The sequence below is a fragment of the Novosphingobium sp. MMS21-SN21R genome, from assembly GCF_031846015.1.
In the GTDB taxonomy this organism is placed as follows: domain Bacteria; phylum Pseudomonadota; class Alphaproteobacteria; order Sphingomonadales; family Sphingomonadaceae; genus Novosphingobium.
In genome coordinates, this window is record NZ_JAVRDU010000001.1 from 509,867 (window position 1) to 535,914 (window position 26,048).

General features: G+C 65.1%; 25 protein-coding genes, 1 tRNA gene and 1 other RNA gene. 15 read left to right on the top strand and 12 right to left on the bottom strand.

The features are described 5' to 3' along the window. Nucleotides 1-9: 9 nt before the first annotated feature. The 5 genes from flgM (at nucleotide 10) to RM192_RS02550 (ending at nucleotide 4,483) form a co-directional block, all read left to right on the top strand. Nucleotides 10-309, top strand: coding sequence for a flagellar biosynthesis anti-sigma factor FlgM (gene flgM / locus RM192_RS02530; RefSeq protein ID WP_311506004.1), 300 nt, complete (start codon nucleotides 10-12; stop codon nucleotides 307-309). Beyond that, nucleotides 309-683 (top strand): flagellar protein FlgN, encoded by a 375-nt coding sequence (locus tag RM192_RS02535; RefSeq protein WP_311506005.1) that lies wholly within the window; start codon nucleotides 309-311, stop codon nucleotides 681-683. The genes flgM and RM192_RS02535 overlap by 1 nt, the downstream gene beginning before the upstream one ends. 69 nt (nucleotides 684-752) lie before the next feature. Continuing rightward, nucleotides 753-1,643, top strand: coding sequence for a lytic transglycosylase domain-containing protein (locus tag RM192_RS02540; protein WP_311506006.1), 891 nt, complete (start codon nucleotides 753-755; stop codon nucleotides 1,641-1,643). Nucleotides 1,644-1,646: 3 nt separating this feature from the next. After that, complete coding sequence (locus RM192_RS02545; RefSeq protein ID WP_311506007.1) at nucleotides 1,647-3,752, top strand: flagellar biosynthesis protein FlhA; 2,106 nt, start codon at nucleotides 1,647-1,649, stop codon at nucleotides 3,750-3,752. Then, a complete protein-coding gene (locus RM192_RS02550) occupies nucleotides 3,749-4,483 on the top strand; it encodes a sigma-70 family RNA polymerase sigma factor (RefSeq protein ID WP_311506009.1) in 735 nt (244 codons plus the stop codon). The genes RM192_RS02545 and RM192_RS02550 overlap by 4 nt, the downstream gene beginning before the upstream one ends. On the opposite strand, the gene RM192_RS02555 is transcribed toward RM192_RS02550, so the two are convergent. From RM192_RS02555 to RM192_RS02565, 3 genes are all read right to left on the bottom strand, one after another. Next, nucleotides 4,484-5,188, bottom strand: coding sequence for a L,D-transpeptidase family protein (locus tag RM192_RS02555; RefSeq protein WP_311506011.1), 705 nt, complete (start codon nucleotides 5,186-5,188; stop codon nucleotides 4,484-4,486). Between the two features lie 115 nt (nucleotides 5,189-5,303). Then, nucleotides 5,304-6,515: a DUF418 domain-containing protein gene (locus RM192_RS02560; protein WP_311506012.1), complete on the bottom strand. Its 1,212-nt coding sequence runs from the start codon at nucleotides 6,513-6,515 to the stop codon at nucleotides 5,304-5,306. Nucleotides 6,516-6,519: 4 nt separating this feature from the next. Then, entirely contained in the window at nucleotides 6,520-7,644 is a 1,125-nt protein-coding gene (locus tag RM192_RS02565) for an SPOR domain-containing protein (protein ID WP_311506013.1), read from the bottom strand. Between the two features lie 286 nt (nucleotides 7,645-7,930). Between RM192_RS02565 and RM192_RS02570 the strand changes: the two genes are divergently transcribed. Genes RM192_RS02570 through RM192_RS02580 form a run of 3 tightly spaced genes read left to right on the top strand, consistent with a single transcriptional unit; the run spans nucleotide 7,931 to nucleotide 10,553 of the window. Beyond that, nucleotides 7,931-8,659, top strand: coding sequence for a ParA family protein (locus tag RM192_RS02570; protein ID WP_311506014.1), 729 nt, complete (start codon nucleotides 7,931-7,933; stop codon nucleotides 8,657-8,659). A 14-nt stretch (nucleotides 8,660-8,673) separates the two neighbouring features. Next, a complete protein-coding gene (locus RM192_RS02575) occupies nucleotides 8,674-9,186 on the top strand; it encodes a hypothetical protein (RefSeq protein WP_311506015.1) in 513 nt (170 codons plus the stop codon). 23 nt (nucleotides 9,187-9,209) lie between these two features. Then, nucleotides 9,210-10,553, top strand: coding sequence for an SPOR domain-containing protein (locus RM192_RS02580; protein WP_311506016.1), 1,344 nt, complete (start codon nucleotides 9,210-9,212; stop codon nucleotides 10,551-10,553). Nucleotides 10,554-10,618: 65 nt separating this feature from the next. On the opposite strand, the gene RM192_RS02585 is transcribed toward RM192_RS02580, so the two are convergent. Both RM192_RS02585 and RM192_RS02590 read right to left on the bottom strand, forming a co-directional pair. Further along, entirely contained in the window at nucleotides 10,619-11,848 is a 1,230-nt protein-coding gene (locus RM192_RS02585; protein ID WP_311506017.1) for a dihydroorotase, read from the bottom strand. Further along, nucleotides 11,845-12,870, bottom strand: a complete 1,026-nt coding sequence (locus RM192_RS02590) for an aspartate carbamoyltransferase catalytic subunit (protein WP_311506018.1) — start codon at nucleotides 12,868-12,870, stop codon at nucleotides 11,845-11,847. The genes RM192_RS02585 and RM192_RS02590 overlap by 4 nt, the downstream gene beginning before the upstream one ends. 88 nt (nucleotides 12,871-12,958) lie before the next feature. Between RM192_RS02590 and sppA the strand changes: the two genes are divergently transcribed. Beyond that, the gene (gene sppA / locus RM192_RS02595; protein WP_311506019.1) at nucleotides 12,959-14,836 is read left to right on the top strand and encodes a signal peptide peptidase SppA; all 1,878 of its coding nucleotides are present in this window, start codon (nucleotides 12,959-12,961) and stop codon (nucleotides 14,834-14,836) included. Nucleotides 14,837-14,845: 9 nt separating this feature from the next. On the opposite strand, the gene RM192_RS02600 is transcribed toward sppA, so the two are convergent. Beyond that, nucleotides 14,846-15,031, bottom strand: coding sequence for a hypothetical protein (locus RM192_RS02600; RefSeq protein ID WP_311506020.1), 186 nt, complete (start codon nucleotides 15,029-15,031; stop codon nucleotides 14,846-14,848). 142 nt (nucleotides 15,032-15,173) lie between these two features. Between RM192_RS02600 and RM192_RS02605 the strand changes: the two genes are divergently transcribed. The 4 genes from RM192_RS02605 (at nucleotide 15,174) to RM192_RS02620 (ending at nucleotide 18,666) form a co-directional block, all read left to right on the top strand. Beyond that, nucleotides 15,174-15,258 (top strand) — tRNA-Leu (locus RM192_RS02605). A 91-nt stretch (nucleotides 15,259-15,349) separates the two neighbouring features. After that, nucleotides 15,350-16,918: a trigger factor gene (gene tig, locus RM192_RS02610; RefSeq protein WP_311506021.1), complete on the top strand. Its 1,569-nt coding sequence runs from the start codon at nucleotides 15,350-15,352 to the stop codon at nucleotides 16,916-16,918. Between the two features lie 233 nt (nucleotides 16,919-17,151). Then, complete coding sequence (locus tag RM192_RS02615; protein WP_311506022.1) at nucleotides 17,152-17,880, top strand: hypothetical protein; 729 nt, start codon at nucleotides 17,152-17,154, stop codon at nucleotides 17,878-17,880. An 84-nt stretch (nucleotides 17,881-17,964) separates the two neighbouring features. Continuing rightward, nucleotides 17,965-18,666 (top strand): thermonuclease family protein, encoded by a 702-nt coding sequence (locus RM192_RS02620; protein ID WP_311506024.1) that lies wholly within the window; start codon nucleotides 17,965-17,967, stop codon nucleotides 18,664-18,666. A 3-nt stretch (nucleotides 18,667-18,669) separates the two neighbouring features. Here RM192_RS02620 and RM192_RS02625 read toward each other — a convergent pair whose 3' ends face one another. After that, complete coding sequence (locus RM192_RS02625) at nucleotides 18,670-20,133, bottom strand: amidase (protein ID WP_311506026.1); 1,464 nt, start codon at nucleotides 20,131-20,133, stop codon at nucleotides 18,670-18,672. Between the two features lie 84 nt (nucleotides 20,134-20,217). Continuing rightward, nucleotides 20,218-20,583: a hypothetical protein gene (locus tag RM192_RS02630; protein WP_311506027.1), complete on the bottom strand. Its 366-nt coding sequence runs from the start codon at nucleotides 20,581-20,583 to the stop codon at nucleotides 20,218-20,220. A 188-nt stretch (nucleotides 20,584-20,771) separates the two neighbouring features. Here RM192_RS02630 and clpP point away from each other — a divergent pair, with 188 nt between their 5' ends. Continuing rightward, nucleotides 20,772-21,479: an ATP-dependent Clp endopeptidase proteolytic subunit ClpP gene (gene clpP, locus RM192_RS02635; RefSeq protein ID WP_311508554.1), complete on the top strand. Its 708-nt coding sequence runs from the start codon at nucleotides 20,772-20,774 to the stop codon at nucleotides 21,477-21,479. Between the two features lie 155 nt (nucleotides 21,480-21,634). Next, entirely contained in the window at nucleotides 21,635-22,891 is a 1,257-nt protein-coding gene (gene clpX, locus RM192_RS02640) for an ATP-dependent Clp protease ATP-binding subunit ClpX (RefSeq protein ID WP_311506028.1), read from the top strand. Between the two features lie 114 nt (nucleotides 22,892-23,005). On the opposite strand, the gene RM192_RS02645 is transcribed toward clpX, so the two are convergent. From RM192_RS02645 to RM192_RS02660, 4 genes are all read right to left on the bottom strand, one after another. Next, the gene (locus RM192_RS02645; protein WP_311506029.1) at nucleotides 23,006-23,581 is read right to left on the bottom strand and encodes a fasciclin domain-containing protein; all 576 of its coding nucleotides are present in this window, start codon (nucleotides 23,579-23,581) and stop codon (nucleotides 23,006-23,008) included. Nucleotides 23,582-23,929: 348 nt separating this feature from the next. After that, a complete protein-coding gene (locus RM192_RS02650) occupies nucleotides 23,930-24,868 on the bottom strand; it encodes a cation diffusion facilitator family transporter (protein WP_311506030.1) in 939 nt (312 codons plus the stop codon). A 44-nt stretch (nucleotides 24,869-24,912) separates the two neighbouring features. Continuing rightward, nucleotides 24,913-25,333: RNase P RNA component class A (rnpB, locus tag RM192_RS02655), an RNA gene on the bottom strand. A 9-nt stretch (nucleotides 25,334-25,342) separates the two neighbouring features. Next, complete coding sequence (locus RM192_RS02660; protein ID WP_311506031.1) at nucleotides 25,343-26,047, bottom strand: N-acetylmuramoyl-L-alanine amidase; 705 nt, start codon at nucleotides 26,045-26,047, stop codon at nucleotides 25,343-25,345. Nucleotide 26,048 lies beyond the last annotated feature (1 nt).

Genomic DNA, 26,048 nt, shown 5'->3' on the forward strand with positions numbered 1-26,048 from the left:
AGCGTCACCATGTCGCCAATTGATATCGGAGCACCGCGCCCGGTTGGGCCGGTGCAGGTCAAGACTGCCACCACCGCCAAGTCGGCACCTGCAACGGTCGATACGCAGACGTCTGCGCCCGTCGATGCCGGTACTGCCACCCAGGTGCAGCGCTCTGCCGCGCTCGATGCGGGAAGCACACCGCCCGTCGATGTCGAACGGGTGAAGGATATCCGCCAGGCCATCGAGAAGGGCAATTATCCGCTGGTTCCGGCGCGTATCGCCGATGCCATGATTGCTGCCGGAATGCTGCTGAGGACTGCCTCCTGATGACGATCCAGAACGCTGCTCGCCCCGAAGCCGGACACCCTGCCGATTCTGCCGCACCCATGCGCGAAACGCTTCGGCAGATGCTTGCCGTGCTGCAGGAGGAACGGCACGCGCTTGCCGGGCTGGATCTCGATCTGATCATGGGCTGCGCCGCCAACAAGTCGGTGCTGTGCGGCACGCTGGCGGAAGCTGGCAACGACAATATCGACGAGGAATGCCGCGGCCTGCTCGATGCCGCACGCCGGTTGAACGAGGCGAACCGCCGCGTCCGTAACCTTATTGCCGCCAATGTATCCTCGCGCCTCGATGCGCTGACCGGCACCACGCCGCTCTACCGCGCAGGCCCGCAGGCCCACCGTCTGCGAACAGCCTGACCCGTTTGGCACGAGGTTTGCTGAACCCCTTCCGTGATGCCGCCCCCGTGCGGCCGGAAGGGGTGAAGCGTGAGTTCATACGACCTTTCAGGGTTTCCGAATGCCCCAGCTGCTTCTGGCGGTTCCGGGGCAACCGTGCGTGGCGCAATTGCCGGAGCGGCACAGGCAACCGGCGTCGATTTCGGCTACCTCATGGCTCAGGCCAGGCTTGAATCCAGCCTCGATCCCAGCGCCCGCGCCCGCACGTCGAGCGCGAGCGGCCTCTACCAGTTCACCGGCGACACCTGGCTGCGCACGCTCGACAAGCATGGCGCCGACCACGGCCTCGGCTGGGCAAGCGACATGATCGAGGGCGGCTCGGTCCGAGATCCTGCGGCCCGAGCGCAACTGCTGGCCATGCGCTTCGATCCGCAAGTTGCTGCGCTGATGGCGGGCGAACTCGCCAACGACAACAGCGCTTATCTTTCCGGCGTGCTGGGTCGCCAGCCGGACCATGGGGAACTTTATCTCGCGCATTTCTTTGGCGCGGACGGCGCGGGCAAGTTCCTCACCGCGCTTAGCAACGATCCATCGCAGAGCGCAGCTTCGATCCTCCCCGCCGCCGCTGCATCCAACCGCTCGACATTCTACGGCGCAGGGGGTGCGGCGCGCTCGGTCGGTGAAGTCATGGCGCTGATCCGCACGCGCATGGCGGGCGCTGCCGATGGCGGCACGGGCGAGGAAGCCCTGCAATGGGCAGCATCGATGGGCGTGACGCCTGCCACGGCGCAGGCGCAATTCACAGGCGGCCCGATTGCGCGCGAATTCCAGAGCGCAGCGGCAGGCACCGGCAATCCCGTGCCGGTCGCTGCCGCATCGATGGCCGACACCTTGCGCCAGACCTTCTCGCTCAACGATGGCGGCTCGGCCCCGGCGCATGTCCGCCAGGCCTATGGCCGCCTCTCGGCGCTGGGCCTCTAACCCATGTTCAAGCGCTTCGGCTCACCTGCCGCCTTCGTCCTTCCGGCCGGTATCCTCACGCTCATCGTGCTGATGGTCGTGCCGATCCCGACGATCATGCTCGACGTGTTCTTCGTCCTTAACATCGCGCTGTCGATCGCAATCCTGATGGCGGCGATGAACGCGGAAAAGCCGCTCGATTTCTCATCGTTCCCTTCCGTTCTGCTGTTCGCAACGCTGCTGCGGCTTGCGCTGAACGTGGCGTCCACTCGCATCGTTCTCGTCAACGGCCACGAAGGCGGCGCAGCGGCGGGCCACGTGATCGAAGCGTTCGGCGAATTCCTGATCGGCGGCAATTTCGCGGTCGGCCTGTTCGTGTTCATGATCCTGATGATCATCAACATGGTCGTCGTCACCAAAGGCGCGGGCCGCGTGTCCGAAGTCTCGGCGCGCTTCACCCTGGATGCCTTGCCGGGCAAGCAGATGGCGATCGACGCCGATCTTGCCGCCGGGCTGATGACCGGCGACGAAGCCAAGGCCCGCCGCCGCGAAGTTGCCACCGAAGCCGATTTCTACGGTTCGATGGATGGTTCGTCCAAGTTCGTGAAGGGCGATGCGGTTGCCGCGTTGCTGATCCTTGGCGTCAACATCATCGCCGGTTTCTGCCTCGGCATGATCAGCCACGGACTCACCGCCGCGCAGTCCGCGCAGTTTTACGTGACGCTCGCGGTGGGCGATGCGCTGGTGGCGCAAGTGCCGTCGCTGCTGCTGTCCATCGCTGCCGCCGTGATCGTTACCCGCGTGTCCGACAGCCGCGACCTCACGGGCCAGATCAGCGGCCAGTTCGCAAATCCTGCCATCTGGCTGCCCGTCGCCATCGTCATGGGCGCGGTCGGCATGATCCCGGCGATGCCGCAGTTCATATTCCTGCCTGCCGCCGGACTTGCAGGCTGGTTGTGGTGGTCGCTCAAGCAGCGCGCCGCCCGCCCGGTGCCGGTCGTGGTCGAAGAAGCACCCGCCGTCGATCCGGGCCGGATAACGCTCGACGAGGTCAGCGATCATACGCTGGTCACCGTCGAGATGGGCTACGGCCTGATCCATCTGGTCGATGAACGTCGCGGTTCGCCGCTGGTCGCGCGGATCACCGGGGTGCGCAAGCAGCTCAGCCAGACGTTCGGCTTCATCGTGCCGCAGTTCCGCGTGCGCGATTCGCTCGAACTTGGCCCCAACTCCTACCGCATCCTGCTCGGCGGGGTGCCCGTGGGCCTTGGCGACATGCGCCCGGAAAAGGTGCTCGCCATCGATGCGGGCGAGGCCAATCCCGATCATGGCCTCCGCGGCGAGAGGACCACCGACCCCAGCTTCGGTTGCCCCGCGATCTGGATCGACGCTGCTCAGCGCGATCTTGCCATTGCCGAGGGTTTCCTCACGGTGGATGCCAGCACGGTCATCGCCACGCATCTCAATCAAGCATTGGGTGACCGCCCGTCGGCTCTGCTCGGCCCGGACGAGGTCAAGGCGATCCTCGATGGCGTCAAGGAGCGTTCCGCAGGGCTGGTCGAGACGATCCACCCGCAGCCGATGTCGCTGGGCGCGCTCACCCGCCTGTTCCATGGCCTGCTCGACGACGGCATATCCATCGCCCACCCGCTGCCGATCCTGTCGGCGCTGAGTCAGGCGCTCCAGCAGACCACCGATCACGACAGGCTGGTCGATCTCCTGCGCGCGGCGCTGGGAGAGATGGTCGTGGGGCGCATCTGCGGACCGAACGATCGCCTGCCCGTGGTCACGCTCGAAGCGGGGCTGGAGCAGATGATCGTATCGGGGATGCACGATCCCGCGACCGGGCAGCCGGTGATCGAGCCCGATCTGGCGCGCGGCATTGGCGAGCGCATCACCGCGATCATTTCCGAGCGCGGCCCCGGCGCGCCGCCCATCGCGCTGATTGTCCAGCCGCGTGCCCGCCGTCCGCTCGCCAGCCTGCTGCGCCTGCGCGCGCCGCAGTGCCTGGTGCTGTCGATCTCCGAACTTCCGCCGTCGCAGCCGATCGAGGTCATCTCGGTCATCGGCGGCGAAGAGCAACCACAGCCGGTCCAGCCGATGTCCACCCTTGAGGGACTTGCCGCATGAAACACGATCCACGCGGCTTTGCCGCCGCACAGGCCTACAAGAAGGACGAGGCTGCCGACCGCATCCGCCGCTTCCTGCCGATGGTGAAACGTCTGGCGTGGCACGTGCACGGCTCGGGCCGGGCCGGGATGGAGATGGAGGACCTGATCCAGGCGGGCCTTGTCGCGCTGACCGAATGTTCGCAGCGCCACTCCGGGCCGACCGAGGACGGCTTCGCCGCCTACGCCAAGCTGCGCGTGCGCGGCGCGATGGTCGATCTCGTCCGGCGCTCGACCCCGCTGTCGCGCTCGGCCACAGAACGCAGGCGGGCCTTGCGGGAAAAGACCGCGCTGCTTTCCACAGAGCTTGGCCGTCCTCCCAGCGAGGCGGAACTCGCCGCTGCGATGGGTCTGACCGAGCGCGAACTGGCCGACCAGCGCTCGGCGGACGAGCCGCTGCGCTTCGAGCACATCGACGATGCCTATTCCGACAGCAATTCGGCCTTCGCCGACGATCGCCCCGACAGCTTCGCCATGCTCGCCGATGCCGAAATGCGCAGCGCCGTAACAGCCGCCATCGCCGATCTGCCCGAGCGTCTGCAGATGGTCATCCAGCTCTATTTCGTCGAGGAACTGAACCTTGCCGAAATCGCCGAAGTCCTTGGCGTCAGCATCCCGCGCATCCACCAGTTGAAGGCACAGGCGCTGGAGAAGCTCAAGGCCGCACTGGGTGACGGGTATGAGGTGTTGTGATCAGCTTGCGTGTTCGCCGGACAGGATCGGATCGCCGATGGTCATCTTCTTGCCGTCGGTGATGATCACCTTGTCGCCCAGCTTGGCGAGCTTGAACAGGTTACTGGCGAACTCGTCCGGCACGCCGACGCAGCCGTTGGTGGCGTAGCCTGCCTCGACCTTGCTGCCGTGGATCGATACGCCGTCGTTGGTCAGGCGCAACATGTGCGGCATCGGCGCGTCATAGATGTTCGAGACGTGATCCGCGTCCTTTTCGGTGATCGGGAACACGCCGGTCGGGGTCGGCTTTTCGCCATAGCCCTTGAGGATTGCCGCAGCGCCGATCTCGTGCCCGTCGCGGAACACGCTGATGACTCGCGCGGTCAGGTCCACGGTTACCACCAGCGGGCCATTGGCAGGGGCGCGGGTCTCGTCCCAGTAGAACTTGCCGAACTTGATGGGTTCATTGATGGGCAGGATCGACTTGACCACGAACGGGCCATCGGCGGGCTTGGCGGCGAGGGAAGGGGCGAGGGCAAGGGCAGGGGCGGTAGGCTTGGGCGCTGCGATCACCATGGGGGCGGCTTCTGCCGTGCCGTTACCGAACGCGACCTCGGCAATATCCTGCCCGGCGTGGAACGCGAGGAGCGAGGCGAGCGAGGTTGCGATGAAGCCCAGCGGCATGCGCACCCAGCGCTTGCTCCAGAGGTTCTGCTGCTTGCCCATGATCACGCCGTTCCTTTCATGGTAGGAAATAGGCGTTAATGCCGTGCCTTGCGAGTCCCCATAAAACCGCGTCCCGCGCAGGGACGCCCGAGCTTCGAACACTTTACAGGCATGGTTAACGCCGCGGAAGAGCCAGCCTGCGCCACAGCCCCTCAAGCGGTCCCTGTCGGAACCGGACAAGCCACCATCCTGGCCAGATCAGCATCGCTGCCCATCCCAGAACCACGAATGCGGGCAGCCACGCGCGCGGAAGTTCCGGGCCCAGCCCAAGTCCCCAACCGCAGAAGATCGCGGACATCAGCACAGTCGTGCCGAGGTAATTGGTGAAGGCGCAGCGCCCCGCCGCCATGAGCGCGCGCCCGATCAGACCATCGCGCACATGCGGGAAGACCAGCACCAGCACGGCGGCATAACCCAGCGCCATCAGCAGGTGCGGGAGCGCCATGCCGTCCTCGATTGCCAGAAACATCGCGCGCGGCGGCCAGTCATGCGCGGCGAGCCATTGCACCGCCAGCAGCGATGCCGCGCCCCCCGACGCGATGCCGACTGTCGCTACTGCCGCCAGCCGTGGCCGTGGCCAGTCGGTGAAGAATCCGCCACGCACCATCGCCATGCCGATGAGCATGAGGGGGATCGTCTCGGTGAATGACGCCAGCGTCACGGTGAGCGGCTGCAACGCAGCGCTGCCCAGCTTCAGCCGGATCGCCTCGATGAACCCGGCCTGCAGAATGGCCATGTCCGCCGCGACGGATTCGCCGATACGGACCATCATGTCTGCCTGCTCCGCGACGTCGGCGGGGCCAGCGATTCCTGCCAGCACAGCTTGTTCGGTGAAGATGCCGGGCAGGGCGAGCAGCGCCTCGATCCCGTGTGAAAGCACGTAGAACGGCACGGCGATGCCCACCAGCCGCCATGGCGAGAGCCGCCTGAGCGCCAGCGCGCCAAGCCCGCACAGCGCATAAGTGAACAGGATGTCACCCCACCACAGCAGCGCGAAATGGAGATAGCCGAACAGTGCCAACCACAGCAGCCGCCGGATCTGGCTGAGGTCGGGGTCGGCGCCCTGGCGCTCGGCGGCCTCGGCAAACAGCACCATGCTCGCCCCGAACAGCAGGCTGAACAGCGCGCGCATCTTGCCTTCGAACACCACGAAGGCAAAGCCGAACCACACCGCACCGCCCGGGTCCATGCGCGGGATCGACGGGGAGAACGTCGCCAGCGACGGTCCCCAGAATCCGGTTATGTTGATCGCAAGAATCCCCAGCACGGCCACGCCGCGCAGGAAATCTATCGCCTCTATGCGGCTGCGGGGAAAGTCGGTGTCCAAGCCATCAGGGCTTTACCACCAGGCAGGTGAACCCGCCAGACCTGAGCGCCGCGCAGGCCTTGTCGGCTTCCGCCTGTCCGCCAAATCCGCCCGCCAGCAGACGCGTCACGCTGCCGGAAGCCAGATCGATGCGTCCATGGCCGGCAAGTTCGGCGCGGCCGCGCAGTTTGGTCCAGAGGCCATCGGCATTGGCCTTCACCCCGAACGCACCGAGCTGCACGCGCCAGTTGCCCTTTGCGGCAGGCGTTGGTGCCGCAGGCTTTGGCGCAGCCGGCTTCGGGGTAGGGGCAACAGGCTTGATCGCCGCAGCAACAGGCTTGGCAGGCAAGCTCTTCGCCACCGAGATGTGTTTCGGCCCGGGCATCGTCACTGGATTGGCGAAGTCGGCCCCGGCTGTGACCGGTCCGCTGGACGAAGGGACCGAAGGCGGGATGTCGGCACGTTCCAGCGCGCCGCCGGGAATGACGGTGCGCAAAGGCGCGGTCGGTGCTGCTGCCACGCCGAGATCCGCCGCTGCGAATTGCCGCGAACGGTTTTCCTGCGCCTTCTGCTCCAGATCCGCACTGAGCGACATGGCAAGCTGGCGTTGCTCCAGCGGGACAATGCCGTCCATCGTTGCAAGGCTTCGCGTCGCCTGTTCAAGGCCTGCCGAGGCGGCGCGGCTCATCAGTGCATAGGCGCGGACCCAGTCCTTGCCGACGATATCGCCGTTGAAATGGGCAATGCCCAGAATGTATTGCGCGCGCGGCTCCCCACGCTCTGCCGAAGCCTGCAGGAAGGGCAGGGCGTCGGCCTTGCGCCCGTCCTGAAACATCAGCAGGCCTAGCGTGTCGGCGGCCTTGATATGACCCTGGCTTGCCGCCTTGCGATACCAAGCCTCGGCGCGCTTGGTATCCTGCGGCACGCCTTTGCCCAGCTTGAACGCCTGACCCATGTTGAACTGCGCATCGGCATCGCCCTTTGCCGCAGGGCCAAGCCATTCCTTGACCGCGCCCGCGAACTCCCCGCGCGACCATGCGTCCACGCCGGCCTTGACGTCTGCCAGTGCCGGAGCGGCTGTCAGCATCAGCAGAGCCGGTGCCAGCGCCAATCCCGACCGTCGTGTGGCGGTATGCTTGCGTTGAACCATTGTATCAAAGTCCGTCCATGTTCGTCTTGCCCCGCTGCGAAGGGGGCAGGGTGATCCGGTGAATTGCTGACCCTGAATCGCCGGACATGACGCCGGTCTTTACCGCCGCACTATATAGTCAACGAGGCGTTAGCGAAGTCTTAGCGCACATTCCCGATGGTCCGAAGCAGGCAAATTCAAGACCTGCGGGCAATCCTGAATGCTGCAGCCTGTGCATCTTAACCAAAATTTCAACCCAATCTGCGAATCCTGTCTGTGAAGTTTACGACTTTCGGGGGAATTGGTTTTGCGCGTACTGGCATTGGCATCGCAAAAGGGTGGTTCGGGGAAGACGACCTTGTCCGGTCATCTCGCCGTCCAGGCCCAGCGGGCGGGCGCAGGCCCGGTCGTTCTGATCGATATCGATCCGCAAGGTTCGCTGTCAGATTGGTGGAATGAGCGCGAGGCCGAATTCCCGGCATTTGCCCAGACCACCGTGGCCCGCCTCGCCAGTGATCTGGCGATTCTGCGCCAGCAGGGCTTCAAGCTGGCCGTGATCGATACCCCGCCTGCGATCACCATGGCCATTCAGTCGGTGATCTCGGTTGCCGAACTGATTGTCGTCCCCACCCGCCCCAGTCCGCATGATCTGCGCGCCGTCGGTGCCACGGTCGATCTGTGCGACCGCGCCGGAAAGCCGCTGATCTTCGTCGTCAACGCTGCCACCCCCAAGGCGCGAATCACCTCGGAAGCCGCAGTCGCGCTGTCGCAGCACGGCACTGTCGCGCCCGTCACGCTGCACCAGCGCACCGATTTTGCCGCCTCGATGATTGATGGCCGCACGGTCATGGAATGCGATCCGGGCGGCAAGTCCGCCGCTGAAGTGACCGCGCTGTGGACCTATATTTCCGAGCGACTCGAAAAGAACTTCCGCCGCACCGTCTTTTCCGTGCCTCAGCCCGCTGCAGCCATGCCCATGGCAGGCGGCGCGGCCCGACCGATGGGTGGCTTCGGCCGCCGCGTAGCCGGTTCTTGAGCAGAGGAGGCCTTATGAGCGCCGCCAAACCTCTCGCCTCGCTTTCTTCGGGACTGCTTGCCCGCAAGGGTGCCGCCCGTCCCGCGATGCGTCCGCAGCTTGCCATGACCATGGAAGAGCAGCGCCGCGTGCTGGTCAGCATGGGCGAGGCTGCTCCTGCGGTCGAACCTGACGATCTCGGCTGGAACGACATGGGCGAAGATGCGCCCGTGCCCGCCCCGATATTCGCTGAAGCCCCCGCGATCGTCCAGCAGATCGAAGCGCTTGTCGCAGCCGTCGCGGACATGCCGCCGGCAGCAGCACCTGCGCCCCGGACCAAGGGCGGCAAGGTGGTGCGTTCGGCGCTCAGCGAAGGGCGCAAGGCCGCTTTCACCCTGCGGCTCGACCAATATCGCCACTTGCGCCTGCGCCTTGCCTGCATGCTCGAACAGCGCAGCGCACAGGCCGTGCTGGTGGAAGCGCTTGACCGTTTTCTCGCCGATCAACCCGGGATCGAAGATCTTGCCCGGCGCGCGACACGCAACTGATTGACTGAAGGAATACCCGGACCATGACCAGCCTTCTCTCTGCTTTCGTCCCCTCCCGCGCGGCGCGTCTGGTGATTTCGACCGCGCTTGCTGCAGGCGTGCTCACCGGTTGCGCTGCAGGCGGCGCCCACCCCGACAAGTTCGCGGCCTCCGCCCAGACGGCACTGGCCAAGGGCAGCACCAAGGCGGCGGTCGACAATGCCGAACAGGCTGTGCTCGCCGATCCGCGCAATGCAGCGTACCGTGTGCTGCTCGGCAACGTCTATCTCAAGGCCGGACGCTTCGAATCCGCGCGCCAAGCCTATGACGAGGCGATGGAACTGGGTGAGGACAGCAACCGCACCGCGCTCAGCCTCGCGCTGGCAGACGTTGCGCTGGGCCGCTACGCCGAAGCCGTCGATACGCTCAACTCCTACCGCGATACGATCGCACCTGCCGACTACGGTCTCGCGCTCGCGCTGGCTGGTCAGGCACGCCAGGGCGTTGCCGTTCTGTCCGACACGCTGCGCGGCGGCGAGAACACCGTCAAGGTGCGCCAGAACCTCGCGCTTGCCTATGCCCTGTCCGGGCAATGGCGCGAATCGCGCATGATGGCGGCGCAGGACTTGCCCGCCGATCAGCTGGGTGAGCGGATGGAACAGTGGGCGATGATGGGCCAGCCCGAACTCACCCGCGAACGCGTTGCCAACCTGCTCGCGGTGCCGCTGCGCGGGGACGCTGGGCAGCCGACTGCGCTCGCACTGGCCAATTTCCCGGCGACCGAGCAGTTGGCTGCAGAGGCAGCGGCCCGCGCAGAACCGCTTGCGCAGGCAGCAGTTGCGGAACTTCCGGCTGCCGACACGTCGGCTGCACCGCAGCCCGCGCTGGCCGATGCCTCGTCGCAGAGCAAGCCAGAGCAGCTTGCGATGATCGACCTGCCGCCTTCCACGCCGGTGCAGCCGGTTGCCCAGCTCGCCCCCGAACCGCAGCCGGCTCTGCGCGTCCAGCGCGTCGTCGCGCCCCGGATCGTCCAGTCTCCGCGCGCCGCGGCGCCCGCGCGCAAGCCGATTGCCGCCGTCACCACGGCCAAGGGCACACACCTTGTCCAGCTGGGTTCGTTTGGCAGCGCTGAAGGTGCGCGCCGCGCTTGGCGGCACTTTGCCACGCGCAACCCGGCGCTCGCTGGCTATCGCAATGTCACCACGCAAGTTACGGTGAACGGCCGCCAGTTCTGGCGCGTTCAGGCTGCGGGCTTTGCCGGATATGCCGCCGCCAGCTCGCTCTGTGGCTCGGTCAAGGCCCGCGGCGGCGCTTGCCTCGTCCTGCGCGGCACGGCTGATGTGGCTCCCGGTCAGCGCGCCGTGGAAACGCGCATGGCTCGCCGCTAAACCGGAGTATCATTCCCGGACGGAAGGGCGCGGAGGACCGAAAGGTCTCCTGCGCCCTTTCGGTTTCAATCGACTTTGGTGCCGCCCTTGAACAGTGCGGCCACGCGGCCTTCAACCGGCCTGCGATCAAACGGTGTGTTGCCCGCCGCTGCTGCCATCTTGTCGGAATTGACCACCCACGGGCGCGCGGGATCGACGATGGCGATGTCGGCTTCGGCACCCACGTGCAGTCTGCCCGCATTCACGCCCAGCAATTGCGCCGGATTGGCGCTGAGCAGTTCGAACGCGCGCGCAATGGGGATCACCCCGTCGCGCACCAGCGTCAGTGTCAGCGGCAGCAGCGTTTCTGCCCCGGCCATGCCCGGCTCGGCATCGGCGAAAGGCAGGCGCTTGTCCTCCGGCCCCCGAGGATCGTGGCCGGACGAGATGACGTCGATCGTCCCGTCGCCAATCGCGGCAACAACCGCCTTGCGGTCATCGTCGCTGCGCAGCGGCGGCGAGAGGCGGCAGAACGTGCGGAAGCCGACCAGTTCGAGATCGGACAGGATGAAGTGCGCAGGCGTCACGCCCGCCGTCACGCGAATGCCGCGCGCCTTTGCCTCGCGCACCAGACCCAGCGCGCGCGCGGTCGTCACCTGCCGGAAATGGACATGCGCGCCGGAAAGTTCGGCCAGCGCTATGTCGCGCGCCACGGCCAGCGCCTCGGCTTCGGCAGGCGCGGAGGGCAGGCCCAGCCGGGTCGCCACTTCGCCAGCTGTCGCCACTGCGCTCCCGGTGATCGCCGCGTCTTCGGCATGGGTCACCACGACCAGCCCGAGCATCGCGCAATAGCGCAGCAGCCGCAGCATCACGCCCGAATCACCGACCCAGCCGCGCCCGGTGGCTACCGCCTTGGCCCCGGCATCGCGCATCAGCGCCAGTTCGGCGAGTTCGCTGCCCTCAAGTCCGCGTGTGGCGGCGGCGAGCGGATGGACCCACAAGTCCGGCTTGCCCGATTGCGCCGCGAAGCGCACGCGCGCCGGATGGTCGAGCGGCGGGCCCTGGTCGGGCATCAGGCCTGCGCGGGTGATTCCGCCAAAGTGGAACGCAGGCTTGTCGATGGCGAATACGCCAAGATCCACCAGCCCCGGAGCGACCAGCGCGCCTTTCGCGTCGAACACCGCGTCGCCATCGTGCGGGGTCAAATTGCCCAGCGCGACGATCCGCCCGCCTTCGCAGCGCACTGCGCCTGCCTGCGGTTCGCCCGAAGCCAGGACCAGACGCCCGCCGGTAATCGTGAGAGGCCGCGCGATCATGTCGGAACTCCTTCAACTTCCCACCCCGGCACGCCGCGCGTCCGGCGCGTCAGCACTTCCAGGCAGGCCATGCGGATCGCCACACCCATTTCCACCTGACGGGTGATCAGGCTGCGGGTGGGATGATCGGCCACCGTCGAATCGATCTCGATTCCCCGGTTCATCGGGCCGGGATGCATGACGAAGGCGTCTGGTTCCGCGCGTGCCAGCCGCTCGGGCGTGAGGCCATAGAGGTGCCGGTATTCGCGCGGGGATGGGATGAACTGCCCGGACATGCGCTCCTGCTGGAGCCGCAGCATCATCACCACGTTCGCGCCCTTGAGCGCCGCGTCGAAATCATGGACCGGAGTCACGCCCATCGCCTCGACCGCATCGGGCATCAGCGCGGGCGGCGCGCAGACGCGCACATCGGCACCAAGCGCGGTCAGGCACAGGATGTTCGACCGGGCCACGCGGCTGTGCAGGATGTCCCCGCAGATGGTGACTTTCAGGCCATTGAGGTCTGAACCCACTGGCAGGCCCAGCGCATGGCGCATGGTCAGCGCATCGAGCAGCGCCTGCGTGGGATGCTCGTGCTGACCATCGCCCGCGTTCAGTACCGGGCAATCGACCTTCTCCGCGATCAGCCGCACCGCGCCTGAACTCGCGTGGCGGATGACGATGGCATCGGCGCGCATGGCGTTGAGTGTCATCGCCGTGTCGATCAGCGTCTCGCCCTTCTTCACGCTGCTGGTGGCGGCGTGCATGTTGACGACGTCCGCGCCCAGCCGCTTGCCCGCGATCTCGAAAGACAGCAGCGTGCGGGTGGAGTTTTCGAAGAAGGCGTTGATGATCGTCAGGCCCCCCAGAAGATCGGTCTTCTTCTTCGGCTGACGGTTCAGTTCCACCCACTGCTCCGCCTCGTCGAGCAGATAGAGGATCTCATGCCGGGCAAGCTGGCCGATGCCGGTCAGGTCACGGTGCGGGTAGGCAAGACCGCCCGCTGGGTAGCGGCCTGCCTGCGAGGAGTTCGGGGTTTGCATTGAAACCAGTTCCCTAGTGGGCAGGCGGGATCGGCTCAAGCGGTTTCCCGCTGGCAAAGACCGCTCGTCCACAATAGAGTCCGCGCCCATGAGCTTTGCCCGTTCGGTCTGGAAGATCCTCGTCGCCATCAAGGATGGCTTGGTCCTGTTGTTTCTGCTGCTGTTTTTCGCAGCACTCTATGCCGCGCTGTCGTCTCGGCCCAGCCCCGGCATGGTCCGGGATGGAGCGCTGTATCTCAACCTGGACGGCGGCATCGTCGAAGAGGCGAGCGAGGTTTCGCCTGCGAGCCTGCTGATGTCAGGCGATGCGCCTCAGCCGGAATACGTGGAGCGCGATCTCGTCCGCGCGATTGAAGCGGCCGCCACCGATAGCCGAATCAAGGCGGTCGTGCTCGATCTCGAACAGTTCACCGGCGGCTCGGGCGTGCAGGTCGCCAGCGTCGGCGCTGCGCTTGACAAGGTCCGCGCTGCGAAAAAGCCGGTCCTCGTCCGCGCGCTGATCTACAACGACGATACGGTGCAGCTTGCCGCCCACGCGTCCGAAGCATGGGTCGATCCGATGGGCGGGGTTGCCATCACCGGGCCGGGCGGCACGATGCTGTTCTACAAGGGCCTGCTCGACAAGCTCAAGGTCAACGCCCACGTCTTCAAGGTCGGCACCTACAAAAGCGCCGTCGAACCGTTCATCCGCAGCGAATCCTCGCCCGAATCGCGCGAGGCGCTGAACGCGGTGCTCGGCGCGGTCTGGCAGAACTGGCAGGACGACGTGAAGCGCGCGCGCCCCAAGGCCGATCTGCGGCCTGCGCTTACCGATCCGGTCAAATGGGTGGCCGATGCAGGTGGCGATGCCGCGCAAGCTGCGGTCAAATCCGGGCTGGTCGACCGTGTGGGCGACCGCGTTGCCTTCGGCAAACGCGTTGCCGAAATCGTCGGCGCGGACAGCGAAGGCCCCCTGGGCGCGTTCAAGGCAACCGAGCTTGGCACCTATCTGGCTGACAAGTCGCTGCCATCTGCGGGCAAAGCCATCGCGGTGGTTACTGTCGCTGGCGAAATCGTTGACGGCGATGCTGGCCCCGGCACGGCAGGCGGCGACCGCATTTCCGATCTGGTCGATAGCGTCACGCAGAGCGACGATTACGCCGGCCTCGTCCTGCGCGTCGATTCGCCGGGCGGCTCGGTCATGGCGTCGGAACGCATCCGCGCGGCAGTGGAGCGGGTCCGTGCCAAGGGTCTGCCGGTTGCCGTCTCGATGGGCAGTGTTGCGGCCAGCGGCGGCTATTGGGTCTCCACGCCCGCCCAGCGCATCTTTGCCGAACCCAGCACGATCACCGGCTCGATCGGCGTTTTCGCGGTCATGCCCAGCTTCGAGGCGACATTGCCCGAATATGGCGTGACCACCGAACAGGTCCGCACCACGCCGCTTTCGGGCCAGCCCGACCTGCTCGGCGGCCTCAACCCGCAAGTCAGTGCGCTGTTGCAGGGGCAGGTCGAGCAGACCTATGGGCGCTTCATCGGCTATGTCGCCAAATCGCGCGGCAAGACACCGGCGGAAATCGACAAGATCGGGCAGGGCCGAATCTGGGACGGCGGCACCGCGCGCCAGCTTGGCCTTGTCGACGAATTCGGCAATCTCGATGCTGCAGTGGCGTGGACCGCGAAGAAGGCCGGCGCCACCGAATGGCATGCCGAATTCGTCCAGACGCAGCCCAGCCCTTTCGTGGCGTTCCTCAAGCAGATGGAAAGCGAAAAGGGCACCGAGGCGCGCGCACAGGATCTCGCCGGAGCGCTTTCTGCCCGCCAGCAGGACCTGTTCATGCGGGTGCAGTCGGACGTCACGCGGCTGATCGAGGGTGGCGGCATGCGGGCTTATTGCCTCGAATGCGCGAGCGATGACCGTTCGCCTCCCCCTCGTGGGAGCGGCGAGAAGCTGGGGATGCTTCAGCTTCTCGCGCGGCTGTTCGGCTAACTGCCCGAATCAATCACCGGTTTGTGGCAAGATTTCCGGCGGGCTGCCGGGCTCTACCCAGTCGGGCGATACTTCGGGCGTCTCGTCGGGCTGGATCGCGGGCGGCACTTCGTCGGGCTGGGTCACCGGCGGGCTTTCCGGCGGGGACTGCGGTTCGATTCGGTCGGGCTGGGGGGAATCGGGGGTCGTGGCCATGGTTGCGGTCCTCAAAGGGGGCGTCGGTTGATCAACTCGCCGCTGTGCACCCCGGTTCCGCAGCTACACACAGGCGGCAAATCCAAGGCGCTTGCCCTTTCCCGGCCACTGCGATAGGGGCACCGCTCGCTTTTCGCCGGATGCGGGCGTGGCGGAACTGGTAGACGCAGCAGGTTTAGGTCCTGCCATCGCAAGATGTGGGGGTTCGAGTCCCTTCGCCCGCACCAGTCCGCGCGCCGGCGTCCGAAACAGCTTTTGCCGCGCCCGAGCAAATCGGACCTTTCGGGCGCGCATGACATAGATGAAAGTTGGATCAGGATGCAGATCGTCGAAACCAGCAACGAGGGCCTGAAGCGCGCCTATACCGTCACCATCCCTGCAGCGGACATTGCCGCCCGGGTTGAAGGTGAGGTCAAGAAGATCGCGCCGCAGATCAAGATGCCCGGCTTCCGCCCCGGCAAGGTGCCCGCCAACCTCGTGCGCAAGATGCACGGCCCTGCGATTCACCAGGAAGCGCTGCAGACCTCGATCCGCGAAGCGATGGACAAGCTCGTCGCCGACCACAAGCTGCGCCCCGCAATGCAGCCTGCCGTGTCGATGGGTGAAGGCTATGACGAAGGCAAGGACGCCAAGCTTACCGTCGAGCTGGAAGTTCTGCCCACGATCGAAGCGCCCTCGCTCGATGGCCTCAAGCTCGAAAAGCTGACCGTTCCGGTCACCGACGAGCAGGTCGACGAAGCCATTGGCCGCATCGCGCAGGGCCAGAAGTCGTTCACCGACGCCAAGAAGGGCGCCAAGGCCAAGGACGGTGACCAGATCATCATCGATTTCCTCGGCAAGGTCGATGGCGTGGCCTTCGAAGGCGGTGCGGCTGAAGACACCCCGCTGGAACTCGGCGCGGGCCGCTTCATCCCCGGCTTCGAAGAGCAGCTCGTCGGCGTGAAGGCCGGTGACGAAACCGTCATCACTGTGACGTTCCCCGAAGATTACCCGGCTGAAAACCTCAAGGGCAAGGAAGCCACCTTCGACATCACCGTCAAGGCGGTGAAGGTTGCCGGTGAATTCGAAGCCAACGACGAATTCGCCAAGATGCTCGGCCTTGAAAGCATCGAACAACTGCGCGGGTTGCTGCGCGGCCAGCTTGAGCAGGAAACTGCCGGCCTGACCCGCACCCAGATGAAGCGCGCGCTGCTCGATCAGCTCGCAGCCGGTCACGATTTCGCCGTGCCGCCAACCATGGTCGAAGCCGAATTCGAACAGATCTGGCAGCAGCTCCAGCAGGAAGCCCAGGGCGAAGAAAGCCCCGAGGACGCACTGAAGGAAATCGAAGCCGAAAAGGACGATTACCGCAAGATCGCCGAGCGCCGCGTGCGCCTCGGCCTGCTCCTGTCGGAAATCGGTCAGGCCAACGGCGTGCAGGTTTCGAATCAGGAAATGGAAATGCTGGTCCGCCAGGCTGCACAGCAGTACCGTGAAGAAGATCGCCAGCGCTTCATCGATTATGTGCGTTCCGAGCCGCTTGCCGCTGCTCAGCTGCGCGCGCCGCTCTATGAAGACAAGGTTGTCGACTTCCTGTTCGACAAGGCCGAAGTCACGGAACGCGAAGTGACCAAGGACGAACTCCAGGCCGCAATCGAAGCCGAGGAAGGCGCTCCTGCCGCCGAAGCCAAGCCCGCCAAGAAGGCCGCGCCCAAGAAGAAGGCTGCTGCGGAAGCCGCGCCCGCCGAGGAGGCACCTGCCGCTGAAGCCGCTGCTGAAGAAAAGCCCAAGAAGGCTGCTCCGAAGAAGAAGGCTGCTGCGGAAGAGGCCCCGGTTGCTGAAGCTGCAGCTGAAGAAGCGCCGGCTCCCAAGAAGAAGGCCCCAGCCAAGAAGAAGGCCGAGGGCTGATCCATTACGGATTGATCCTGCCCGACGGGGCGGGATATCGGACGGCCCGGCGTGCTTCGGCATGCCGGGCCGTTGCCGTTTCCGGGCTGAAACTACGTAGTGGCTCGTAGTATGAATTCCTATTTCGTTAGGAATTCAGTCAACCCGTCCACTCCCGAGCAATCTCCGGATTGCGCCCGAGTCGCCCTGTGTCAGAATCCAACGGCAAGAACCCGCCTCTCAGGGGAACTGCCATGCACACGGTCCGCAATCGAGTTGCCGCCAAGCCGCGTTCCAAAGGCAAGAGCCAGCCTGCTGTGCGGCCCTGTGCGAAGGCGGAGCCTGCGTTCATGCTGCGCACCGGCAACCCGCCCGCTTTCCCGCAGGGACTGATCGTTCCGGCACCGCGCGGCGCAGTCATTCGCGCGGTCGACATGCCTGCTGCTACCCCTCGCGTGCCGGGCAAGCCCGCCTCCCGCCGCAAGACGCCTGTGCGAAAAGCCGCTCCCGTGGCGGCGCGAAAGGCCAGAGCGGCCAAGCCCTCAGCGCAAGGCCAACGTAAAACGCGCATACCTGCGGTTCCAGCCGAAGCGGCAAAGGCTGTTGCCTCAGCACCGGCCTCGCAACCGCTCGCACAGGATACTGCCACGATGATGACTCAGGACCTGCTCGAACGCGCGCTGGCGCTCAAGCCCGAACCAGTTGAAACCACGCCGACACGAGCCACTTCCCCCGCCCCGGCCACGCCTCCACTCACGGCCGGGGCCAACCCCCTCCCGCGCTCGCGCGCGCTTGTGCCGCAGCGTGGCCACGCCCTGCGCGATGCCATTGCCCACTGGCTGAAGGACACCGGCCGCTGGCTCTCGGCCCGTTTCGGCCGCAAAGCCGCCGACCGCGCCCGCGTCGCCCACGCCAACGCCCGCCACCGCGCCCTGCAATCCCAGTTCGAAGCTCTCGAAGCTCTTCGTGAAGTCGCAAAATAATCGCAGGCCAAGCGCCTGAAACACAATGATAACCATCTCCGGGCAAGGAAGGTGCGACAGCCAATTCCTTGCCCGGAGATAGCCATGCCCATGCCCCGCTTCGTCTTCGCGTCGTTCTGCATGCTGCTACTCTGCATCGCGCCTACACAAGCCCAGTCGATCAGCGGCATTGCAAAAGCGGTCAGTGGCGACACGCTCGACATTACCGGTCAGGAGGTGCGGCTGCATGGCATCGATGCGCCCGAAGCGCAGCAGACGTGCTTGCGCGACGGTGCGCCATGGCCCTGCGGCGCAGTAGCGCGCGAGCAACTTGCCACGCTCCTCGCCAATTTCGAAGTCGCTTGCGAAGGTGTCGCTTCGTCCACGGGAACGATAATAGCCCGGTGCGAAGCAGGCGGCATCGATCTGGCCGAATCCATGATCACCGCAGGACTCGCCACCGTGCCGAATGCTGACGATGCCGACTACGCGGCAATGGCCGAGCGGGTTCAGGCGCGCAGGCTCGGCATCTGGGGGGGCTCGTTCGATGCTCCCGCAGTGTGGCGCAAGGCCCATCCCGAAGCGGTGCGAAAGCCTGCCGCCAGCCGAACCGCGCAAGTGCCACGCAGCAATACCTACCGCGATTCGCTGGGTTGCGCGATCAAGGGCAACATCAGCCAGCGCATGGGTGAGAACATCTATTACCTGCCTGGCATGAAGTATTACGACGGCACCCGGCCAGAGCGGATATTCTGCACCGAGGAAGAGGCGCAGGCGGCAGGTTTCCGCCGTTCGCGCGGTGGCTAGCGCCTACTCGCCCCAGCGCTTGAACCCCGGCACAGGCACCGCAGCCGTTCGAGCCCGTTCATAGGCCGCGCCTGCGGCCAGCGTGCGGGCGTCGTCCCACTTTGCGCCCATGAACGAGAGGCCGATCGGCAGGCCCTCGACAGCGCCCATCGGCACGGTCAGGTGCGGATAGCCCGCAATGGCCGCCAGAGTGCCTGCGCCTACGCCGACGAAGTGATCGCCCAGCACCAGATCGATTGGCCATGCCGGTCCCTCGGTCGGTGCGATCAGGAACGATACGCGATTGTCTTTCAGCAGCTTGTCGATGCCGTCCGCGCCTGCCAGCTTGAGCGAATTGGCGCGGGCTGCCTCGTAAGCGGCCTTGTCTGTCGTGGCTTCAGCTTGCTCGAACACGTCCTGCCCGAACCAGCGCAATTCTTCGGGGTGCGCCTTGTTGAACGCGATCAGATCGGCGAGTGATTTGGGTCCGGCCTTGGCGGGCAAGGATCGCAGATAGGTGCCCATGTCCTCGCGCAGTTCATAAAGCAGCACGGCAAATTCATCGCGGCCCATCTGCTCCGCAGGTTCGAAGCTGATCTCCACCAGCTCCGCGCCCGCGGCCTTCAGGTCCGCCAAAGCCTTGTCGAACAGTGCCAGCAATGCCGGGTGAGAGCCTGCCTGCTTGCGCATCACGCCCAGCCGCACGCCCTTGAGGCTGGCGGTGGCCAGCCCGGCCGTGAAATCGGTCTTGCGCTTGTCCGCCTCTGCCGTGGCCGAATCGGCAGGATCTCTCCCCGCCAACGCGTTCATCAACAGCGCCGCATCGGCCACGCTGCGGGTCATCGGCCCGGCGGTGTCCTGACTATGGCTTATCGGCACGACATGGGTCCGGCTGACCATGCCGACGGTCGGCTTGAACCCGACAATCCCGCTGACCGAAGCCGGGCAGGTGATCGACCCGTCGGTCTCGGTGCCGATTGCCGCCCAGGCCAGCCCTGCCGCGATGGCCGCACCGCTGCCGGACGATGAGCCGCATGGTGTCCGGTCGAGCGCATGGGGATTCTTCGTCTGCCCGCCCACGGCGCTCCACCCGCTGGAGGACGAAGATGAGCGGATATTCGCCCATTCCGATAGGTTGGTCTTGCCCAGAATCACGGCACCCGCCTTGCGCAACCGCGCCACCAGCGGAGCGTCGCGCCCGGTCACGCTGTCCTTCAGCGCAAGGCTCCCGGCGGTCGTCGACAGCGGCCCTGCCATCTCGATATTGTCTTTGATCAGCAGTGCCTTGCCCGCAAGCGGTCCGCCAGCTTTGCTGGCTGCCGCTTCGTCCTTGGCCGCATCCGGGTTGACCGCCAGCACGGCATTGAGCGTCGGCCCGGAGTCATCCACTTGCGCAATCCGCGCGAGGTAGTCCGCCACCGATTGTCCCTGTGCGGGCAGGGCGGTCAGGCTTGCTGCGGCAAGCAGGGCTGAGCGTAACAGGCACATGCATTTTCTCCCTCAAGCTTGTTAGCGTGGCGCAGATCCGTCTGGTCCGGCAAGCGCCTTGTTGGGGCAAGCCCGCGGTCGCAATCAGCCAAAGGCCTGCAGCAGCAGCCAGACTGTCACCCCATGCACGGCCGCGATGGCAAGATTGCTGGCGACCACCGGGTTGTGTAGCGTTCCAACCGTGAGCGGGGTGGTGACCTTGTATGCGATCTGAACGGCCAGAAGCGCGGCAACGGCGTCTGGCCGCCTCACCACCAGCAGCACAACGGATGCTGCAAGAATGGCGAGATAGATCGACAGCAGGATGCCGCGCGCGGAACTGGGCGATCCATAGGCCTCGTCGCACCACCGCGCCCGCAACAGGAGAGATCCGCAGACCGGCACCAGCACGGCAATGTTCAGTCCCAGCGAAATGCTGGACGCCAGCGCGGCGCTTGCGGCAATCGGCATGGTGCCCCCGGTTTGCGGTCAGGAATATGCGGCACAAGACTTGGACCGGCCGCAAACAGGCTTCATCCTGCCCCTTCGTGCAGTGGGAGTTCAAGGCAATCCACGGGTTTACGCGGATTTGCGGTTAACGCCCTTGAACATCGCGCCGTGGCACGCGACATAGCAGGCCTAACCACATGAGGATTCCCATGCTCGACCTGTTCGGTGCCGCCGGCGCCAGTGTTTATGGAGCCCAGGGCAAGTTTTCCCACGATCCCGTTACCGGTGCGTTGATCCCGGTCGTGGTCGAGCAATCGAGCCGCGGGGAACGCAGCTTTGACATCTATTCGCGCCTGCTGCGCGAACGGATCATTTTCGTCACCGGCGAGGTCGAGGACCACATGGCTTCGGTGATCATCGCCCAGCTCCTGTTCCTCGAGTCGGAAAATCCCTCGAAGGACATTTCGATGTACATCAACTCGCCGGGCGGTGTCGTCACGGCGGGCCTCGCGATCTACGATACGATGCAGTACATCCGTCCGCGCGTGTCTACCGTGTGCATCGGACAGGCGGCGTCGATGGGTTCGTTCCTGCTCGCCGCTGGTGAACCGGGCATGCGAATCGCGCTGCCCAACGCCCGCATCATGGTGCACCAGCCCTCGGGCGGCGCACGCGGCATGGCCTCGGACATCGAGATCCAGGCGCGCGAAATCCTGCGCATTCGCAAGCGGATGAACGATCTTTACGTCAAGTTCACCGGCCGCAGCCTTGAAGAAATCGAAAAGGCGATGGATCGCGACACCTTCCTCGAAGCCGAGGAAGCCAAGGCGTTCGGCCTTGTCGACAAGGTCTTCGAATCGCGCCCTGCCACCGATTCGATCGGCGAAGGCGAGGGTTCGGGCGGCGCGCCTGCCTAAGATTCAGTTCGGTTTCCCCTCATGCGCTTTAAGCCAGGCGAAAGGCGCGTGAGGGTAAGGCCTTGTTACCTGTTTTCGAGTCCGGTTGATTAATGCCCTTGCGGTAGTAGGATAGACGGACAGGCCCCTCGTGGAGGGGCGCCTGGGATGGACGAATGACCAAGCTTTCCGGATCGGATACCAAGAGCACCCTGTACTGCAGCTTCTGCGGGAAGTCGCAGCACGAAGTGCGTAAGCTCATTGCCGGGCCAACCGTGTTCATCTGCGATGAATGCGTCGAACTGTGCAACGACATCATCCGCGAAGAGACCAAGGCCGGCATTGCCGGGAAGAAGGACGGCGGCGTACCCACCCCCCGTGACATCTTCGAGACCTTGAACGACTACGTCATCGGCCAGGACCGCGCCAAACGCGTGCTCTCGGTCGCCGTGCACAATCATTACAAGCGCCTCAAGCACAGCGGCAAGGGCGGTGAGGTTGAACTCTCGAAGTCGAACATCCTGCTCGTCGGCCCGACCGGTTCGGGCAAGACCTTGCTCGCGCAGACGCTCGCCAAGACGTTTGATGTGCCCTTCACCATGGCCGATGCGACCACGCTGACCGAAGCCGGTTACGTGGGTGAGGACGTCGAGAACATCATCCTCAAGCTGCTCCAGGCGTCCGACTACAACGTCGAGAAGGCCCAGGCCGGCATCGTCTACATCGACGAGATCGACAAGATCAGCCGCAAGGCCGAAAACCCCTCGATCACGCGCGACGTTTCGGGCGAAGGCGTGCAGCAGGCCCTGCTCAAGCTGATGGAAGGCACCACCGCCTCCGTCCCGCCGCAGGGTGGCCGCAAGCATCCGCAGCAGGAATTCCTGCAGGTCGATACCACGAACATCCTGTTCATCTGCGGCGGTGCGTTCGCCGGGCTGGACAAGATCATCTCGGACCGCCTGCAGAAGCGTTCAATCGGTTTCGGCGCGCATGTTGCCGATCCCGACAAGCGCAAGATCGGCGAACTGCTGCAGAAGGCAGAGCCTGAGGATCTCCTCAAGTTCGGCCTGATCCCCGAATTCGTCGGCCGCCTGCCGGTGATCGCGACTCTGGAAGACCTCGACATCGAGGCTCTGGTCAAGATCCTGCGCGAACCGAAGAACGCGCTGATCAAGCAGTATGCCAAGCTGTTCGAGCTGGAAGACGTGGCTCTGACATTCACCGACGACGCGCTTGAAGCCATCGCCAAGAAGGCCATCGCCCGCAAGACCGGCGCGCGGGGCTTGCGCTCCATTGTCGAAGGCCTGCTGCTCGACACGATGTTCGACGTGCCGACCGAAACCGACATCGCGGAAGTCGTGGTCGACAAGGATGTCGTCGAAGGCCGCAAGGAACCCGTCCGCGTCCACAAGGGCAAGGAAGAAGCAGCTTAATTGCTTCGGATAGCCGAACAAGAAAAAGGGCGGGTGCTGAAAAGCTCCCGCCCTTTTTCGTGCGCCCGGTAACCCCTCCCGCAAGCGGGAAGGGTTGGGTGTGGGCATCTGGCTTCAGTTTGGAATCGAAACCGCGTCGGTCACGTGGATCACGCCGTTCTTCTGGAAGACGTCAGCCTGCGTCACGTGCGCCATGCCGCCCTTTTCATCGGTGAGCATGACCGTGTTGCCCATCAACGATGCGGTCAGCGTGCCGCCTGCAACCGTGGTCAAGATGGCCTTCCCGCCATCGGCCTTGATCTTGGCGACCAGATCAGCCGCCGAAACCTTGCCGGCCACCACGTGATAGGTCAGGATCTTGGTGAGCGTTGCCTTGTTTTCGGGCTTGAGCAAGGTGTCGACGGTGCCGGCAGGCAGCTTGGCGAAGGCGGCGTTGGTGGGCGCGAACACGGTGAACGGACCATCGCTGTTCAGGGTGTCGACCAGACCGGCTGCCTTGACAGCGGCGACCAGCGTGGTGTGATCGGCAGAGTTTACGGCATTCTCGACGATGGTGCGGCTCGGCAGCATGGCTGCTCCGCCGACCATCACGCTCTTTTCGTGATGCGCGGCCAGCGCAGGCGTTGCGAAAACGGGAATGGCGGTTGCTGCGGTGGCGGCCAGCGCGGCAATCAGGAACTTGCGGCTCATGGGAAACTCCTTGCTCTGAAATTGAGAAGGTCCGGCGCCAATCGAACGCGCGCCGGCCTGCCCCGTCCGCGTTCAAAGGTGGTGTGCCGGGGCGTGAAAACCACATGACCCTTCGGGCAGGGTGTTGATCGCAAACAAAAAAGAGGCGCGCTGCCGAAAGACAGCGCGCCAGAAAGGGAACATCCGGTCGAAGGGAACGAAGTGACCAGAACGTCGAAGGGAGGACCGGGGCAGAGGGGTAGATCTGCCCCGGTTGGAAAGTCTCCGGTCCCCAAATGAACGTGTGCGCGCAGCTTCGCACCATGTCCTTTGGGGCTATGCCCGCAAGGTCAGGTCAGACGCGCAACTTCAAACGATCGCGTCGCTCACCAGCGCACATTCGTGGCCGTCAATCGTCTCGACTTGCACTGTCGCATGGCCGATCCCGAAATCGTGTTCCAGTTCGTGCGCAAGGTGGTGCAGGAAGCCGTCGCCCGGATGGCCACCGGGCATGACGAGATGTGCGGTCAATGCGGTTTCGGTCGTGCTCATCGGCCAGATGTGCAGATCGTGCACTGCTTCCACGCCGTTCAGGCCAGTCAGGAAGTGCCGAACCTTGCGCTCATCCACGCCCGGCGGCACGGCGTGCAGGCTCATCTTAAGCGAATCCTTGAGCAGGCCCCACGTGCCCACCGCGATGATCCCGACAATCACCAGACTGGTCACCGGATCGATCCACTGCGCGCCGGTCAGCGTGATCAGCAGCCCGGCCACGACCACGCCAGCCGATACGCCAGCGTCCGCCGCCATGTGCAGGTAGGCGCCGCGAATGTTGATATCGTGATGCCGTCCGCGCATGAACATCAGCGCGGTGATCGTGTTGATCACGATGCCGATGGCCGCCACGATCATCACCGGCCCGCCTGCCACCGGTTCGGGATCGATCAACCGGCGGATCGTCTCGACCAGAATCGCGCCGAGCGCCATCAGCAGGAACGCGGCATTGCCAAGCGCTGCGAGGATCGAGCTCGATTTGAAGCCATATGTGAACCGCGCCGAGGGTGGCCGTGCCGCCAGCACGCTCGCGCCCCAGGCAATGACGAGGCCCAGCACGTCGGACAGGTTGTGCCCCGCATCGGCGACCAGTGCCATCGAGCCTGCAATAACGCCGTAAACCGCCTCGACGGCCACGAAGGCGAGGTTGAGCACGATCCCCACGGCGAAGGCCCGCCCGAAGCTGGCAGGCGCGTGCGAATGACCGTGCCCGTGGGCATGATCGTGGTTGTGATGATGATGACCGCCGGACATTCGTTTCCCCTACCGTCTTGGCGCGGCGCAGGAAACCGAATTGACGTGCCAGGGAGCCTGTAAGCCGGGTTCTGTAGCGCCGACGGTATCCCACATGTGGACCGTATCGGCACTGGCAGCCATTCCTCTAGGCGGACCGTTGCCGGAACGCTCAAGCAATCAACCCGGACTGCTGGCCCGAAACAGGCCTGTTCCCTTGCGGGAACGCGCAGTCCCTATTCGATCTTGCTCCAGGTGGGGTTTGCCATGCCGCTTCCGTCACCGGTCGCGCGGTGCGCTCTTACCGCACCCTTTCACCCTTGCCGTCCGGTCTTGCGACCATCGGGCGGTCTGCTCTCTGTGGCACTTTCCCTTGACCCTTGGCGGTGAAGCCGCAGGCCCGGCGGGCGTTACCCGCCACCATCGTTTCGTGGAGCCCGGACTTTCCTCGGTGTCTTGCGACAACGCGGCTGCCCGGCCCCCTGGCACGGGCGGTCACCTAGCATGACCAAGATCGCGTTCCAACAGCAGTTCGAACAGCAATGCCCCGATCTGTCCGTCCACCTCGCCATCGATCCGCTGCGGACGCCAGCGCCGCTGGAATGCGCGCACTGCGGCCTTCTGGTCGGTAATGTCATAGCCGAAGCGTTCGAGCGCGAGGAAGAACGCGCCGTCGTTGTCGAACAGCAACCGCATCTTCAGCTTGGGAGTGGGCAGGCACAGACGGTGCCGCGCCAGCACTTCCCATGGGAACAGCTCGCCCGGATCATCCTTGCGGGCGGGCGCGATGTCCGAATGGCCGACCACGTTGGCGCGCGGAATGTTGTGGCGCTTGACGATGTCGGCCAGCAGCGGGAGCAGCGCCTCGATCTGTTCGTCGGTGAACGGGCGGTAGCCGAACTCGTGCCCCGGATTGACCAGCTCGATTCCGACCGAGGCCGAATTGACATCGGTGATCCCGCGCCACGACCCGCGCCCTGCATGCCACGCCCGCTTGGCTTCATCGACAAGTCCGGTGACCGTCCCGTCCTCGTCGATCATGTAGTGTGCGGACACTTCCGCAGCGGGATCGCACAGCCGGTCGAGCGCGGCCTGGCCGCTTTCCATCCCGGTATAGTGCAGCACGACCATCGAGATCGGCAGCTTGCGCTCGTTCCAGTTGGGCGATGGCACCTCGCGATGGACGAGCCAGCGCCGCATG